The organism is Bradyrhizobium sp. 215_C5_N1_1, from assembly GCF_052075935.1.
In the GTDB taxonomy this organism is placed as follows: domain Bacteria; phylum Pseudomonadota; class Alphaproteobacteria; order Rhizobiales; family Xanthobacteraceae; genus Bradyrhizobium; species Bradyrhizobium barranii.
This window is the reverse complement of record NZ_CP197228.1, coordinates 6,111,156-6,126,376: the sequence shown is the minus strand read 5'-3', so window position 1 is coordinate 6,126,376 and position 15,221 is coordinate 6,111,156. Positions and strand designations below refer to the sequence as shown.

Below are 15,221 nucleotides of genomic sequence, written 5' to 3'. Positions count from 1 at the left end.
CATGTCGAGCCCGTTCGAGTCCTATGACGACCTCGAAGACGCCGATGAGCGGTTGCAAGCCGCCGATCCCGCCGAGCGCCGCGTCGCCATCATCGCGCTCGGTCACTCCGGCGATCCCGCAGCCGTCGCGCATCTCGCCAACATGGTCGCCGATCCCGACGCCGGTGTGCGCCAGCAGGTCGCGATGGCGCTCGGCGAGTTCGACGGGCCGGAGGCCGCGCATGGGCTGGTCAAACTGCTGGTCGATCCCGAAAGAATCGTGGCGGCGGCCGCGGCCGACAGCATGGCCGAGTTCAAGGATCCGGCCTGCGCCGAGATCATCCTGCCGCTGGTCAAGCACGCCCATGCCTTCGTCCGCATGGGCGCGCTGCGCGCGCTGAAGGAGCTGCGCTGCAAGGACACGCTGAAGCCGGCGCTGGAAGCGCTCCTGGATCAAGATGCGGCCGTTCGCGTGCAGGCGATCGGCGTGATCGGTTTCCTCAAGCTGGAGGAATCCATCCCCGCGCTGACCGCGCTGATCAATGATCCCGACGCCCATGTGCGCCGCGCCGCGGTGAGCGCGCTGGCCTTCTCGCAGCTGAAGCCCGCGGCCGAGACGATCACACGCGGGCTGAAGGACTCGGACTGGATGGTGCGCGAGATGGCCGCGGAAACGCTGGGCCTCAACGTCAACGGTTCGCTCGCGGCCGATCAGCTTGTCGGCTCGCTCGCCGATGAATTCTGGCAGGTGCGGCTGAAGGCGATCCGCAGCCTCGGCAAGATGAAGATCGAGCGCGCGGTACGCCCGATCGGCAATTGCATCAACCACGACCAGGCCAATTTGCGGAAGGAGGCGGCGGCCGCGCTCGGCGAGATCGCCCATCCCGACGGCGAGGCGTTCCTGGCGGTCATCGCCGACGATGCCGACCCCGACGTTCGCAAGAACGCGCGCTGGGCGCTCCAGCAGATCGCGGCGCGCAAAGCGCGAGCAGGCGCATAAAGGCCCGGGCAGGGGCATAGCGGCTCTTCGCTGCCGGTCTGGACTTCCCCTGCCAGACGTTTATTGGTCTTCGCCAATGGGATCGGCTGCTGTGAACGCGGCCGATCCGAGAAAGAGCGAGGACGCGGCCATGACGACACTGTCTGTTAGAGATCTTCTCCCCGAGGATGGAACGAAGGGGACGCTGGTCGGCCGCGTCTGGCTGCCGCAGGCGAACGGCCCGGCCGTTGTCGCCGTCCGTGGAGACGGCGTCTTCGACGTCACCGCCAAGTTTCCGACCGTCAGCGCGCTCTGCGAGGAAGACAATCCGGCCAAGGCGCTCGCCTCGGTCAAGGGCGAGCGCATCGGCGATCTCGAAGCGATCGTGGCCAACACGGCGCCGGATGGGCGCGATCCGAAAAAGCCGTGGCTGCTTGCGCCCCTCGATCTCCAGACCCTGAAGGCCGCCGGCGTCACCTTTGCCATCTCGATGCTGGAGCGCGTCATCGAAGAGCGGGCCAAGGGCAATCCGGCATCGGCCGAAGCGATCCGGAAAGAAGTGACGCGGCTGATCGGCGACGATCTGTCGAAGCTCAAGCCGGGCTCCGACCAGGCGATGCATTTGAAGCAGGTGCTGATCGATCAGAACGCCTGGAGCCAATATCTCGAAGTCGGCATCGGTCCGGATGCCGAGGTCTTCACGAAGGCTCCGACCTTGTCCTCGGTCGGCACCGGCATGGATGCCGGGCTGCATCCGAAATCGACCTGGAACAATCCCGAGCCCGAGCTGGTGCTGTTCGTCTCGAGCCGCGGCAAGATCGTCGGCGGCGCACTCGGCAACGACGTCAATCTGCGCGACTTCGAGGGGCGTTCGGCGCTGCTGTTGTCGAAGGCCAAGGACAACAACGCCTCCTGCGCGATCGGCCCGTTGCTGCGTCTGTTCGACGACAGCTTCACACTCGACGACGCCCGCAAGCTCGACATCAGCCTGAACGTGAAGGGCGCGGACGGTTTCGTTCTCGACGGCCATTCCTCGATCAGCATGATCAGTCGCGATCCCACGGACCTCGTCGAGCAGACGATCGGCAAGGTGCATCAATATCCCGATGGCTTCGTGCTGTTCCTCGGCACGATGTTCGCACCCGTCAAGGATCGCGATGCGCCGGGGCAGGGGTTCACCCACAAGCGCGACGACATCGTCACGATCGCAGCACCCCAGCTCGGCAAGCTCATCAACCGCATGCGCACCAGCGACGAGTGCGAGCCCTGGACGTTTGGAATCGGCGCGCTGATGAAGAACCTCGCGCAACGGAAGCTGATTTAGCTCCGCTACCCTTCGCCTCTCCCCGCACGCGGGGAGAGCCGGATTGCATCGAAGATGCAATCCGGGTGACGCGGACTCTCCGCGAGTCGATTTGGTCGACCTACGCCGAACTCTATCCACACCGTCATTGCGAGCGCAGCGAAGCAATCCAGAGTCCCTGCGTGGACAGTTTCTGGATTGCTTCGCTGCGCTCGCAATGACGCGGAGGAGAGATTGCGGGCCGCACATATTCCTTCATCTCCCCGTTGCATCCACGGAACAAAATCGCGCTGGGCGTGTCATTGAACCGTCCTTCCCGCCAAATCGAAGTTTCGCGCGAATAGTCAAATAATATGACTAGTCGGAACTCATCTTCCGTGAAATAGTCCCTCCCGCCGCCTCAAAGGCCGGCCTGCGGGTGCCATGCTACCGATCGGCACTCGAGATAACACAAGATGACTTCTTGGGAGATACGCCTGATGACCCTCAAAGCCCTCTTTGCGGCCAGCGCCACGGCCGCGTTGCTGCTCGCGCTGCCGGCCAGCGCCGCCGAGCTCACCATCGGCTTCTCGCAGATCGGATCGGAATCCGGCTGGCGCGCGGCCGAGACGTCGGTCTCCAAGCAGGAGGCTGCCAAGCGAAAGGTCAATCTCAAGATCGCCGACGCGCAGCAGAAGCAGGAGAACCAGATCAAGGCGATCCGCTCCTTCATCGCGCAGAACGTCGATGCGATCTTCCTTGCACCCGTAGTCTCGACCGGTTGGGACTCGGTGCTGAAGGAGGCCAAGGAGGCCAAGATCCCGGTCGTGCTGCTCGACCGCGACATCGATCCCTCCGGCAAGGAGCTCTATCTCACCGCCGTGACCTCCGACAGCGTGCACGAAGGCGAGGTTGCCGGCGACTGGCTGGCCAAGACCGTCGGCGGCAAGGCCTGCAACGTCGTCGAATTGCAGGGCACGGTCGGCGCCAGCGTCGCCGCCAACCGCAAGAAGGGCTTTGACACCGCCATCGCCAAGCATGCGAACCTCAAGGTGGTGCGCAGCCAGACCGGCGACTTCACCCGTGCCAAGGGCAAGGAGGTGATGGAGAGCTTCATCAAGGCCGAAGGCGGCGGCAAGTCGATTTGCGCGGTCTACGCGCACAATGACGACATGATGGTCGGCGCGATCCAGGCGATGAAGGAAGCCGGCCTCAAGCCGGGCAAGGAGATCCTCACCGTCTCGATCGACGCAGTCCCCGACATCTTCAAGGCCATGGCCGCCGGCGAGGCCAATGCCACCGTCGAGCTGACGCCGAACATGGCCGGCCCCGCGCTCGATGCCGTCGCGGCCTTCAAGGACAAGGGCACCGTTCCGCCCAAGTGGATCCAGACCGACTCCAAGCTCTATACAGCGGCTGACGATCCGCAGAAGATCTACGACAGCAAGAAGGGCCTCGGTTACTGAGGCGGCGCAGCGCCGGACCGCTCCCCCGTGGTCCGGCGCATCCCCCTTCGAAACCGTTGCGCGAACGAATAGGCTGGGTGTCCGCAGCATAAGCGGACGCCGGTGGGAGTGACGTCGTTATGGAGAACAGCCCCGATCCTGCTCCTTCCCTGCTGGAGGTGCGCGGGATCAGCAAAAGCTTCGGTGCTGTGCGTGCGTTGCAGGAGGTCGACTTCACGCTTCGTGCCGGCGAGATTCATGCGTTGCTTGGCGAGAACGGCGCAGGCAAATCCACGATGATCAAGGTGATCACCGGCGTATTCCCGCGCGATGCCGGCATCGTCCGGCTTGGCGGTGAAGAGGTCGCGCCGCGCTCGGCCAAGGCCGCACTCCAGGCCGGCATCGCCACGGTCTACCAGGAGGTCAATCTGCTACCGAATCTCTCGGTCGCGCAGAACCTGTTCCTCGACCGACAGCCGATGCGCTTCGGCATCGTACGTGAAGGCGAGATGCGGCGTCGCGCCAAGGCGCTTCTCACGGACTTCGGCCTCGATATCGACGTCGCCGCGCCGCTCGGCAGCTATTCCGTCGCCATCCAGCACGTCACCGCGATTGCGCGGGCCGTCGATCTCTCCGCGCGCGTGCTGATCCTGGACGAGCCCACGGCGAGCCTCGACCGCCACGAGGTCGAGATCCTCTTCGGCATCATGCGCCAGCTCGCCAAGCGCGGCATCGGCATCGTATTCGTCAGTCACTTCCTCGATCAGGTCTACGAGATCTCCGACCGCATCACGGTGTTGCGCAACGGCCGCTTGGTCGGCGAGCGCGAGACCGCCTCGCTGCCGCGGCTCGAGCTGATCCGGATGATGCTCGGCCGCGAGCTGGCCGAGACCACCAGCGCCCGCGCGTCGGCGGGAGAGCATCGGGCGCGCGAGGTCTGCGCGAGTTTCGAGAACTACGGCAAGGCCGGCTATGTCGCGCCGTTCAATCTCGAGCTGCGCCATGGCGAGGTCGTGGGTCTCGCCGGCCTGCTCGGCTCGGGCCGGACCGAAACAGCGCGGCTGGTGTTCGGTGCCGAGCGCGCCGATGGCGGGCAGGCGAGGGTGGAGGGGGCGCCCGTGCGGCTGCAGTCGCCGCGCGACGGCGTGCGCCACGGCTTTGGCTATTGCCCGGAGGAACGCAAGACCGACGGCATCGTCGCCGAGCTCACCGTGCGCGAGAACATCGTGCTCGCGCTCCAGGCCAAGCGCGGCCTGCACCGGCCGCTGTCGCGCCGCGAGCAGGACGAGATCGCAGGCCGCTACGTCAAGATGCTCGACATCCGCCCGCCCGATCCGGAGCGCGCCGTGGGGCTGCTGTCCGGCGGCAATCAGCAGAAGGTGCTGCTGGCGCGCTGGCTCGCGACCTCGCCGCGCCTCCTGGTGCTGGACGAGCCGACCCGCGGGATCGACGTCGGCGCGCATGCCGAGATCATCCGCCTGATCCGCGAGCTCTGCGACGACGGGCTGGCGCTGCTCGTGATCTCCTCCGAGTTGGATGAGATCGTGACCTATTCCGACCGCGTGGTCGTGTTGCGCGACCGTGCCCATGTCGAGGAGCTCGCGGGAGAGACGATCGACGTCGGCAACATTCTCGCGGCCATCGCCGCCGATGGCGCCGCTGTCGCGCATGAGGGTCGGGCATGACAGCGCTGTTGCCGCGCCGCGGCCTTGCCCAGATCCTCGCGTTGATCGTCATCCTGGCGGCCGATCGCATCGTGTCGCCGCAATTCTTCGATCTGCGTCTCCAGGACGGCCGGCTGTTCGGCAGCCTGATCGACGTGCTCAACCGCGGCACGCCGGTGGCGCTGCTCTCGCTCGGCATGGTGCTGGTGATCGCGACGCGCGGCATCGATCTGTCGGTCGGTGCGGTCATGGCCATCTCGGGCGCGATCGCGGCGAGCCTTGCCGACACGCACAGTCTGCCTGTGGTCCTTGCGGCCGCGCTCGGCGCTGGCCTGGTCTGCGGATTGTGGAACGGATTTCTCGTCGCGGTGCTCGGCATGCAGCCGATCGTGGCGACGCTGATCCTGATGGTGGCGGGACGCGGCATCGCGCAGCTCATTACCGAGGGGCGTATCGTGACCTTCTCCTCGCCGGATCTGGTCTGGCTTGGCAATGGCGCGGTGCTCGGCGTGCCGATGCCGGTCGTGATCGCCCTGGGCATGCTGATTCTCACCGGAGCGGTGGTGCGCGGTTCGGCGCTCGGATTGCTGATCGAGGCAACCGGCGGCAACGCGCGGGCGAGCGAGCTTGCCGGCGTCGGCACGCGTGCGATGATCCTGGCTGTCTACGTCTGGTGCGGCATCTGCGCCGCGCTCGCCGGCGTGATCGCGGCGGCCGACATCATGGGCGCGGATGCCAACAATGCCGGCCTCTGGCTCGAGCTCGACGCCATCCTCGCGGTGGTGATCGGCGGCACCTCCCTGTTCGGCGGCCGTTTCAGCCTCGTGCTGGCCGTGCTCGGTGCGTTGATCATCCAGACCATGAACACCGGCATTCTGCTGTCGGGCTATCCACCGGAGTTCAATTTGCTGGTCAAGGCGGTGGTGGTGATGACGGTGCTGCTGCTGCAATCGCCGAAATTTTCGGGGATTGCCGGGATCGCCGCGCGGCTGCGGAGGTCCAAAGCATGAAAGGCCTGCCGCCCGTCCTCATCACCGCTATCGTGCTGGTTGCCGGCTTTGCGCTCTGCGCCGTGCAATTCCCCAACATCGCCTCCACCCGCGTGGTCGGCAATCTCCTCACCGACAACGCCTTTCTCGGCATCGTCGCGACCGGCATGACCTTCGTCATCATCTCCGGCGGCATCGACCTCTCGGTCGGCTCGGTGATTGGTTTCACCACGGTGTTCGTCGCGCTTGCGATCGAGCGCTGGGGCGTGCCGCCGCTGCTTGCCTTCGTCGCGATCCTCGCGCTCTCGGCGGCCTTCGGAGCTGCGATGGGCGCGGTGATCCATGTCTTCGACCTGCCGCCGTTCATCGTGACGCTGGCGGGGATGTTCCTGGCCCGTGGCGCGAGCTTCCTGCTCTCGACGGAATCGGTGCCGATCACCGCGCCGGTCTATTCCACCGTGTCGGACTTCGCGCTGCGGATGCCCGGTGGAGGGCGATTGACGGCGATCGCGATCATCATGCTCGTGATCGTGATCGGCGGCGCCTTGCTGCTGCATCTCACCCGGTTCGGCGCCAATGTCTACGCGCTCGGCGGCAGCCGGGCGACCGCGAGCCTGATGGGCGTTGCCGTCGGCAAGATGACGGTGAGGATCTACATGCTGTCGAGCCTGCTCGCGGGCATCGCCGGCATCGTGTTCTCCTTCTACACGAGCGCCGGCTACTCGCTCTCCGCGGTCGGCGTCGAGCTCGACACCATCGCGGCTGTCGTGATCGGCGGTACGCTGCTCACGGGCGGGCAGGGCTCGGTGATCGGCACCTTCCTCGGCGTGCTGATCCAGGGCTTGATCCAGACCTACATCAATTTCGACGGAACGCTGTCGAGCTGGTGGACCAAGATCGCGACCGGCGTGCTACTGTTCGCCTTCATCGCCTTGCAGCAGGGGCTGGTCGCGCTCGCGCGGCGGCCGGCGGCGAAGCGCGCAGGAGCAGCCACATGACGTCGCGCATCGTCGTCATCCCGACGCGCCGGGCTCACTCCAACCATGCGGAAGTGGCCCGCTCGATCGGCGTCGACATCATCGCCGGCCGCTACGCCGAGGGAACGCGCCTGCCTGGCGATGCCGAGATGATTGCAATGTTCGGCGTGTCGCGACCGGTGCTGCGCGAGAGCGTGAAGACCCTGGTCGCCAAGGGTCTGCTCACCACCAAGGCCCGCGTCGGCACCGTCGTACGCGAGCGCGCCGCCTGGAACATGTTCGACGCTGACGTGCTGGCCTGGCATCTCGACGCCGGCATCGACAAGCGCTTCCTCAACGACCTCGCCGAGATTCGCCTCGCGGTCGAGCCGCGCGCGGCCATGCTGGCGGCGGCGCAGCGGTCCGAGGACGACCTCGCCGAGCTCCGTCGTTGCATGGACCGCATGCGGTTTGAGGCTTCCGATTCCGTCGGCTTTGCCGACGCCGACCTCGCGCTCCATGTTGCGGTGGCGCGCGCTTCGGGCAATCTGTTCATGCGCTCGATCGGCCACGTCATCGAGGCCGCCCTGCGCGCCTCCTTCCTGCTCAGCGCACCGGTCGAGCCGGAGGACCGTGACACCGTGCTGCTCTGGCACCAGAAGATCGTCGATGGCATCGCCGCCGGCGACGCCCAGACCGCCTCGGAAGCGATGGTTTATGTCATTCACAACGGTATGCGCCGCCACGAGGCCGAGGCGCTGCCGTCCGCGGATATTGGAGAAAAAGCGTGACCGAACTTCGCATTGCCATCGTCGGCTTCGGCAAGATCGCGCGCGACCAGCATGTCGGTGCGATTGCCGCGACGGCGGGCGCGACGCTCGCGGCCGTCGCGAGCCGCAACGCATCGCTGCCGGGCGTGCCGAATTTTGCGACCATCGAGGAATTGCTGGAAAAGGGACCGCCGATCGATGCCGTCTCGCTCTGCACGCCGCCGCAGGTACGGCGTGCCCAGGCCGCCACGGCGCTCGCTGCCGGCAAGCACGTGATGCTGGAGAAGCCGCCCGGCACCGGCGTCGCCGAGCTCGACCCGCTGATCGCGATGGCGGAGGAAGCCAAGCGAACGCTGTTTGCGACCTGGCATTCGCGCTATGCGCCCGCGGTCGAGCCGGCGCGCGAGTGGCTTCTCACGCGGCAGATCAAGTCTGTGCACATCAACTGGAAGGAAGACGTTCGCGTCTGGCATCCCGGGCAGGGCTGGATCTGGGAGCCGGGCGGGCTCGGCGTGTTCGATCCCGGCATCAACGCGCTCTCGATCCTGACCCGTATTCTGCCGCGGCCGGTGTTCGTCACCGCGGCCGAGTTGGCCTTTCCAGCCAATTGCCAGGCCCCGATCGCCGCGAACCTGACGCTGACCGACATCGGCGGCCTGCCTGTGACCGCCGAGTTCGATTTCCGCCAGACCGGACCGCAGAGTTGGGATATCCTCGTCGAAACGGACGAGGGCCGAATGACGTTGTCGGGCGGCGGCCGGCGCATGGCGATCGACGGCGAGACCATTGCCGAGGCGCCCGATCAGGAATATCGCGAGCTGTACGGGCGCTTCGTCAAGCTCACCGCGACCGGCGCGCGCGACGTCGACCTGGCGCCGCTGCGTCTCGTTGCCGATGCCTTCCTGCTCGGCAAGCGTAACATCGTCGAACCGTTTGTGGACTGAACATGGCTGGCTCAAGAATAACAAAAGACATCTTCGGAACGCTGCCGGACGGCCGCAACGTCGAGCGCATCGTGCTGCGCGGGGAGGGCGGGTTCGAAGCCCGCATCATCACCCATGGCGCGGTGATCCAGGCGCTCATCGCACCGGACGCCAAAGGCGGTTACGACGACGTCGTGCTCGGCCATGACGCGTTCGCCGGTTATCGCGCCGAACGAAAGTTCTTCGGTGCCACCGTCGGCCGCTACGCCAACCGCATTGCCAACGGACGATTTTCGCTGGACGGCGAAACGGTGCAGCTTCCGGTCAACAACGGTCCGAATGCGCTGCATGGTGGCCTCGACGGGTTCGATCGCAAGCTCTGGGAGATCGCCGCCATCGACGACGGCGCGGAGCCGGGCGTCACGCTCACCTATTCGAGCCCGCATGGCGAAGAAAACTATCCCGGCCGGCTCGACGTGCGCCTGACCTATCGCGTCACCGGCCCGGCCGAGCTGTCGTTGACGATGGAGGCGCGAACCGACCGGCCGACCATCGTCAACCTGACCAATCACAGCTTCTTCAATCTGGAAGGCGCGACCTCAGGCACGCCCATTATCGACCACAAGCTGACGGTCGCCGCCGAGCATTTCCTTGCCATCGATCCCACCGCCATTCCGTTGGCTGAGCCGCCGCGCGCGGTGGCCGGAACGCCGTTCGACTTCCGCGACGGCGAAGCCGTCGGCGCGCGCATCCGCGAGAGCGATCAGCAATTGCGGAACGGCAAGGGCTACGACCATACCTACTGTCTCGGGCGCGATGGCAAGCTTGCTTTCGCGGCCCGGCTGGAGGCGCCGCGTTCAGGGCGCATCATGGAGCTCCTGACCAATCAGCCCGGCCTTCAGGTCTATTCCGGCAACTATCTCGACGGCACGATTTCGGGCAAGGGCGGCAAGCTCATCCGGCAGTCGGATGCCATGTGTCTCGAGCCGCACATCTGGCCGGATGCGCCGAACCGGCCGGATTTCCCGAGCCCGCGCCTCAATCCCGGCGAGGTCTACCGTCATCACACGGTCTATCGCTTTGGAGTGAGGACGCCATGATGGAAGAGGTGCCGACCTCGGTTCTCTCGGACGATCCGTGCCACCTCGGCGAGGGGCCGACCTATGATTTGAGCACCGACACGGCCTGGTGGTTCGATATCCGCGAGGAGCGGCTGTTCGAGGCGAATCTCGGCAGCGGCAGCATTCGCGTCCACGCGCTCGGCCGGATGGCGAGCGGTCTCGGGCGCATCGACGCCGAGCGCCAGTTGATCGTCGCCGAAGACGGCCTCTACATCCGCAAGCTCGCCGACGGCGCGTTGACGCTGGTCTGTCCGCTTGAAGCCGACAATCCCGCGACGCGCTCCAACGATGCCCGTGTGCATCAGTCCGGCACGTTCTGGATCGGCACCATGGGCCGCAATGCGGAGGCAGGAGCGGGCGCGATCTACGCGTTCCATCGCGGCAAGATATCGATGCTGTTCCCCCGCATCACCATTCCCAATTCGATCTGCTTTTCACCGGACGGTGCGACCGGCTACTTCGCCGACACCGCGCGCGCCGTGCTCTACGCCGTTCCGCTTGATCCGGCGACCGGCTTGCCGCGAGGCGAGCCGGACGTTCTGTTGCGCCACACCGGCATCGGGGGGCTCGACGGCTCGGTGTGCGACGCCGACGGGCGGATCTGGAACGCCTGCTGGGGTGCGGGCCGGATCGATGTCTACTCTCCGCAAGGCGAGCGCCTGCGCTCGCTGCGCGTGCCGGCAAGGCAATCGAGCTGCCCGGCCTTCGTCGGCCCTGATCTGTCACGCCTCCTCGTCACCTCGGCCTGGCAGGATATGGACGCGGCGGCGCGCGCTGCCGATCCGCAAGCCGGCTGTACTTTCCTGTTGCAGGCATCTGCGCGTGGCCGCGCGGAGCCTGACGTCAAGCTCGCATAGGAGGCTCGAAGCCGCACACGACCAACGTTCTCGACGAAACGAAGAAACAGTCTGACACCCAAGGGAGTAAAACATGCTGAAACTGAAGACGACATTCCTCGCGCTGGCGCTGGCCGGCGCAGCGACGATGGCCTCAGGCGTCACTGCCTCCGCCCAGGACAAGGCGACGGTTGGCATTGCCATGCCGACCAAATCGTCGGCGCGCTGGATCGACGACGGCAACAACATGGTCAAGGTGCTGAAGGAGCGCGGCTACAACACCGACTTGCAATATGCCGAGGACGACATCCCGAACCAGCTCTCGCAGGTCGAGAACATGGTGACCAAGGGTGCGAAAGCGCTGGTGATCGCGGCGATCGACGGCACCACGCTGTCCGACGTGCTCAAGCAAGCGAAAGCAAAAGGCATCACCGTGATCGCCTATGATCGCCTGATCCGCGGCACGCCGAACGTCGACTATTACGCGACCTTCGACAATTTCCAGGTCGGCGTGCTGCAGGCGGAGTCGCTTGTGCAGGGGCTCGGCCTCAAGGACGGCAAGGGCCCGTTCAACATCGAGCTGTTCGGCGGCTCGCCCGACGACAACAACGCCTACTTCTTCTACAACGGCGCGATGAGCGTGCTGAAGCCGTACATCGACAGCGGCAAGCTCGTCGTCGTCTCCGGCCAGATGGGCATGGACAAGGTCGCGACGCTCCGCTGGGACGGCGCCACCGCACAGGCGCGCATGGACAATCTGCTCAGCGCCTACTACGGCAACAAGAAGGTCAACGCGGTGCTGTCGCCCTATGACGGCCTCTCGATCGGCATCATCTCATCGCTGAAGGGCGTGGGCTATGGCAGCGCCGGCCAGCCGATGCCTGTTATCTCGGGTCAGGATGCCGAGGTGCCCTCGATCAAGGCGATGCTGCGCGGCGATCAGTACTCGACCATCTTCAAGGACACCCGCGACCTCGCCAAGGTGACCGCCGACATGGTCGACGCCGCACTCGCCGGCAAGCAGGTCACCGTCAACGACACCAAGACCTACGAGAACGGCGCCAAGACGGTGCCGTCCTATCTCTTGAAGCCGGTCGTGGTCTACAAGGACAATTGGGAGAAGACTCTGGTCGACAGCGGCTACTACAAGAAGTCGCAGTTCCAGTAAGCTTCTTTCTTTCCCCTCTCCCCGCTTGCGGGGAGAGCCTCTTCTCCCTCTCCCCGCAAGCGGGGAGAGGTGAACTAGCAGCGATCGAGGGATGTGAAATCATGACCGCCATGCTGGAGATGCGCAACGTCAGCAAGAGCTTTTCAGGCGTGCAGGCTCTGCGTGACGTGAACTTCTCGGTCGAGGCCGGGCAGATCCACGCGCTTGTCGGCGAGAACGGTGCCGGCAAATCCACACTGATGAAAGTGCTCAGCGGCGTCTACCCGGCCGGCAGCTACGAGGGTACCATCGTTTTCGAGGGTGAGGAGCGCCGCTTCCGCGACATCAACGATTCTGAGGCGCTCGGCATCATCATCATCCACCAGGAGTTGGCGCTGATCCCGCTGATGTCGATCGCGGAGAACATCTTCCTGTCGCATCCGCCGTCAAAATTCGGCGTCATCGATCGCGACGAGGTCTACCGGCGCACGCGCGAGCTGCTGGCGCAGGTCGGCCTGAAGGAATCGCCGGATACGCTGATCACCGACCTCGGCGTCGGCAAGCAGCAGCTGGTAGAGATCGCGAAGGCGCTGTCCAAGCGGGTGCGGATGCTGATCCTGGACGAGCCGACCGCGAGCCTCAACGAGGCCGACAGCGCCGCGCTGCTCGAACGCCTGATGGCTTTCCGCGAGCAGGGCATCGGCTCGATCCTGATCTCGCACAAGCTTAACGAGGTGGCCAAGGTCGCCGACCACATCACCGTGCTGCGCGACGGCCGCACCGTCGACAGCATCGACTGCCGCAGCGAGCCGATCCAGGAAGACCGCATCATCCGCAGCATGGTCAACCGCGATCTCGCCCATCGCTTTCCCGAGCGCAGCGCGAAAATCGGCGGGCCTGTCCTGACCGTCGAGAACTGGTCGGTCTATCACCCCATTCATCCCGAGCGGCAGGTGATCAAGAACGTCAATTTCGGCGTGAAGCGCGGCGAGGTCGTCGGCATTGCCGGGCTGATGGGCGCCGGTCGCACCGAGTTTGCCATGAGCCTGTTCGGCCGCTCCTGGGGCACCACTATCAGCGGCCGCATCAAGCTCGAGGGCCATGAGATCGTGCTGCCGAGCGTTGCGGCCGCGATCGACGCCGGCCTTGCCTATGTCACCGAGGACCGGAAGCAGCTCGGCTTGATCCTGGCAGATGACGTCCGCAAGAACATCACGCTCGCCAGCCTCGACCAGGTCGCACCCGGCCGGGTGATCGACGACATCGCCGAGCTGAAGGTTGCCAGCGACTACCGGAGCCGCATGCGCATCCGCTGCTCCGACGTGTACCAGGAGACCGGCCAGCTCTCCGGCGGCAACCAGCAGAAAGTGGTGCTGTCGAAATGGCTGATGACCGATCCCAAGGTCCTGATCCTGGACGAGCCGACACGGGGCATCGACGTCGGTGCCAAATACGAGATTTACTGTATCATCAACGAGCTTGCGGAGGCCGGGCGCGGCGTCGTGGTGATCTCCTCGGAGATGCCCGAGCTGCTCGGCATCTGCGACCGCATCTGCGTCATGAACGACGGCGCCTTCGTCGGGGAATTCAAGGGCGCAGAGGCGACGCAGGAGAAGATCATGCGCGCCATCATGCGCAACGAACGAAGCAACGGAAACAGCGTGCCTGAGGCCGCGGAGATGGGAGGATCGCAGCCATGACCGACAAGACGGTGTCGCTGCCCGAGGAGCGCCGGCACGGCAGCTTCATCAAGAACAATTTGCGCAATTACGGCATGCTGATGTCGCTGATCGCGATCATGCTGTTCTTCCAGGTCATGACCGGCGGCACGCTGCTCCAGCCGCTCAACCTGACCAATCTGGTGCTCCAGAACAGCTACATCGTCATCATGGCGCTCGGCATGCTGCTCGTGATCGTCACCGGCCATATCGACCTCTCGGTGGGGTCGGTCGCGGGCTTCGTCGGCGCGGTCGCCGCTCTGCTGATGGTGACGTACAAGGTCGACTATACACTCGCCTTCATCGCCTGCCTCGTGGTCGGCGCTGCGATCGGCGCGGCGCAGGGCTATTGGGTCGCCTATTTCAAGATACCGTCTTTCATCGTGACCCTGGCCGGCATGCTCGTATTCAAGGGACTTGCGCTCGCGGTGTTGCAGGGGCAGTCGCTCGGGCCGTTTCCGCCGACCTTCCAGAAATTGTCGTCGGGCTTCATTCCGGAGTTCCTGCCCGAAGCGGGCACGCTGCATCCGACCTCGATGCTGATCGGCGCGGTGCTGGCGCTGGGGCTGGTCTATGCCAGCGCCAAGAGCCGCGCGCGGGAGCAGTCGCACGGCATCGAGGTCGAGCCTTACGCGTTCTTCCTTGGCAAGAGCGTGGTGCTGGCCTGCGCCGTGCTCTACTTCACCTACCTGATCGCGACCTATCGCGGCTTGCCGAACGTGCTGGTGATCATGAGCGCCTTGATCGCGCTCTACGGCTTCGTCACACGCCGCACCGTGATCGGCCGGCAGATCTATGCCGTCGGCGGCAACGCCAAGGCGGCAAGCCTGTCGGGCATCAAGACCGAGCGGCTGACCTTCCTCACCTTCGTCAACATGGGCGTGCTCGCAGCCCTTGCCGGCCTCGTCTTTGCCGCGCGTCTCAACACCGCGACGCCGAAAGCGGGCCTCGGCTTCGAGCTCGACGTCATCGCCGCCTGCTTCATCGGCGGCGCCTCGGCCTATGGTGGCGTCGGGCGCGTCGGCGGCGCCGTGGTCGGTGCCATGATCATGGGCGTGATGAACAACGGCATGTCCATCCTCGGCATCGGCATCGACTATCAGCAGGTCATCAAGGGCCTGGTGCTGCTCGGGGCCGTGTGCATCGACGTGTATAACCAGCGGCGGTAGGCGCAAAATCACGTCGCGGGGGAGGCTCTGGCGCCGCCCCGCCAGGCGACTACCATTTTCGTCAATTTCGATCACGGCATCGCGACCGGAACCGATGCCTCGCGATGACCATGATTTGGGGACTAGATCCGGGGGGTGCCGAGCAGGGCACGGGCAGGGCAGCACCAGTGGCGGCTCATATCCACGAGATGACAGACGATGAATTTGAGGGCCGGCTTCGCATCCTCTTGCGCATCGTTTCCG

13 protein-coding genes are annotated in these 15,221 nt (G+C 65.3%); all 13 read left to right on the top strand.

Annotated features, from left to right (window positions below; genetic code table 11):
- Position 1: 1 nt before the first annotated feature.
- The 13 genes from AB7G19_RS29460 (at position 2) to mmsB (ending at position 14,978) form a co-directional block, all read left to right on the top strand.
- Positions 2-979, top strand: coding sequence for a HEAT repeat domain-containing protein (locus AB7G19_RS29460; protein WP_071915514.1), 978 nt, complete (start codon positions 2-4; stop codon positions 977-979).
- A gap of 130 nt (positions 980-1,109) precedes the next feature.
- The gene (locus tag AB7G19_RS29455) at positions 1,110-2,282 is read left to right on the top strand and encodes a fumarylacetoacetate hydrolase family protein (RefSeq protein WP_085399440.1); all 1,173 of its coding nucleotides are present in this window, start codon (positions 1,110-1,112) and stop codon (positions 2,280-2,282) included.
- Positions 2,283-2,740: 458 nt separating this feature from the next.
- Positions 2,741-3,706, top strand: a complete 966-nt coding sequence (ytfQ, locus tag AB7G19_RS29450) for a galactofuranose ABC transporter, galactofuranose-binding protein YtfQ (RefSeq protein WP_063984486.1) — start codon at positions 2,741-2,743, stop codon at positions 3,704-3,706.
- Positions 3,707-3,825: 119 nt separating this feature from the next.
- Entirely contained in the window at positions 3,826-5,370 is a 1,545-nt protein-coding gene (locus tag AB7G19_RS29445) for a sugar ABC transporter ATP-binding protein (protein WP_085399408.1), read from the top strand.
- On the top strand, positions 5,367-6,359 hold the full coding sequence (locus tag AB7G19_RS29440) for an ABC transporter permease (protein ID WP_085399409.1): 993 nt from the start codon (positions 5,367-5,369) through the stop codon (positions 6,357-6,359). Before AB7G19_RS29445 ends, AB7G19_RS29440 begins: the two co-directional genes overlap by 4 nt.
- Entirely contained in the window at positions 6,356-7,336 is a 981-nt protein-coding gene (yjfF, locus tag AB7G19_RS29435) for a galactofuranose ABC transporter, permease protein YjfF (RefSeq protein ID WP_071915510.1), read from the top strand. Before AB7G19_RS29440 ends, yjfF begins: the two co-directional genes overlap by 4 nt.
- Complete coding sequence (locus AB7G19_RS29430; RefSeq protein ID WP_028150313.1) at positions 7,333-8,085, top strand: FadR/GntR family transcriptional regulator; 753 nt, start codon at positions 7,333-7,335, stop codon at positions 8,083-8,085. Before yjfF ends, AB7G19_RS29430 begins: the two co-directional genes overlap by 4 nt.
- Positions 8,082-9,008: a Gfo/Idh/MocA family protein gene (locus AB7G19_RS29425; protein WP_085399410.1), complete on the top strand. Its 927-nt coding sequence runs from the start codon at positions 8,082-8,084 to the stop codon at positions 9,006-9,008. Before AB7G19_RS29430 ends, AB7G19_RS29425 begins: the two co-directional genes overlap by 4 nt.
- A gap of 2 nt (positions 9,009-9,010) precedes the next feature.
- A complete protein-coding gene (locus AB7G19_RS29420) occupies positions 9,011-10,087 on the top strand; it encodes an aldose epimerase family protein (protein ID WP_085399411.1) in 1,077 nt (358 codons plus the stop codon).
- On the top strand, positions 10,087-10,965 hold the full coding sequence (locus AB7G19_RS29415) for an SMP-30/gluconolactonase/LRE family protein (protein ID WP_085399412.1): 879 nt from the start codon (positions 10,087-10,089) through the stop codon (positions 10,963-10,965). Before AB7G19_RS29420 ends, AB7G19_RS29415 begins: the two co-directional genes overlap by 1 nt.
- 73 nt (positions 10,966-11,038) lie before the next feature.
- The gene (chvE, locus tag AB7G19_RS29410; RefSeq protein ID WP_063984479.1) at positions 11,039-12,112 is read left to right on the top strand and encodes a multiple monosaccharide ABC transporter substrate-binding protein; all 1,074 of its coding nucleotides are present in this window, start codon (positions 11,039-11,041) and stop codon (positions 12,110-12,112) included.
- Positions 12,113-12,213: 101 nt separating this feature from the next.
- A complete protein-coding gene (gene mmsA, locus AB7G19_RS29405; protein WP_085399413.1) occupies positions 12,214-13,791 on the top strand; it encodes a multiple monosaccharide ABC transporter ATP-binding protein in 1,578 nt (525 codons plus the stop codon).
- On the top strand, positions 13,788-14,978 hold the full coding sequence (gene mmsB, locus AB7G19_RS29400) for a multiple monosaccharide ABC transporter permease (protein WP_085399414.1): 1,191 nt from the start codon (positions 13,788-13,790) through the stop codon (positions 14,976-14,978). The genes mmsA and mmsB overlap by 4 nt, the downstream gene beginning before the upstream one ends.
- The last annotated feature ends 243 nt before the right edge of the window (positions 14,979-15,221 follow it).

Excerpts from the sequence above, each read along its gene's own strand:
- AB7G19_RS29460 (WP_071915514.1), top strand. The coding sequence starts at position 2 with ATGTCGAGCCCGTTCGAGTCCTATGACGACCTCGAAGACGCCGATGAG.
- AB7G19_RS29455 (WP_085399440.1), top strand. The coding sequence starts at position 1,110 with ATGACGACACTGTCTGTTAGAGATCTTCTCCCCGAGGATGGAACGAAG.
- ytfQ (WP_063984486.1), top strand. The coding sequence starts at position 2,741 with ATGACCCTCAAAGCCCTCTTTGCGGCCAGCGCCACGGCCGCGTTGCTG.
- AB7G19_RS29445 (WP_085399408.1), top strand. The coding sequence starts at position 3,826 with ATGGAGAACAGCCCCGATCCTGCTCCTTCCCTGCTGGAGGTGCGCGGG.
- AB7G19_RS29440 (WP_085399409.1), top strand. The coding sequence starts at position 5,367 with ATGACAGCGCTGTTGCCGCGCCGCGGCCTTGCCCAGATCCTCGCGTTG.
- yjfF (WP_071915510.1), top strand. The coding sequence starts at position 6,356 with ATGAAAGGCCTGCCGCCCGTCCTCATCACCGCTATCGTGCTGGTTGCC.
- AB7G19_RS29430 (WP_028150313.1), top strand. The coding sequence starts at position 7,333 with ATGACGTCGCGCATCGTCGTCATCCCGACGCGCCGGGCTCACTCCAAC.
- AB7G19_RS29420 (WP_085399411.1), top strand. The coding sequence starts at position 9,011 with ATGGCTGGCTCAAGAATAACAAAAGACATCTTCGGAACGCTGCCGGAC.
- AB7G19_RS29415 (WP_085399412.1), top strand. The coding sequence starts at position 10,087 with ATGGAAGAGGTGCCGACCTCGGTTCTCTCGGACGATCCGTGCCACCTC.
- chvE (WP_063984479.1), top strand. The coding sequence starts at position 11,039 with ATGCTGAAACTGAAGACGACATTCCTCGCGCTGGCGCTGGCCGGCGCA.
- mmsA (WP_085399413.1), top strand. The coding sequence starts at position 12,214 with ATGACCGCCATGCTGGAGATGCGCAACGTCAGCAAGAGCTTTTCAGGC.
- mmsB (WP_085399414.1), top strand. The coding sequence starts at position 13,788 with ATGACCGACAAGACGGTGTCGCTGCCCGAGGAGCGCCGGCACGGCAGC.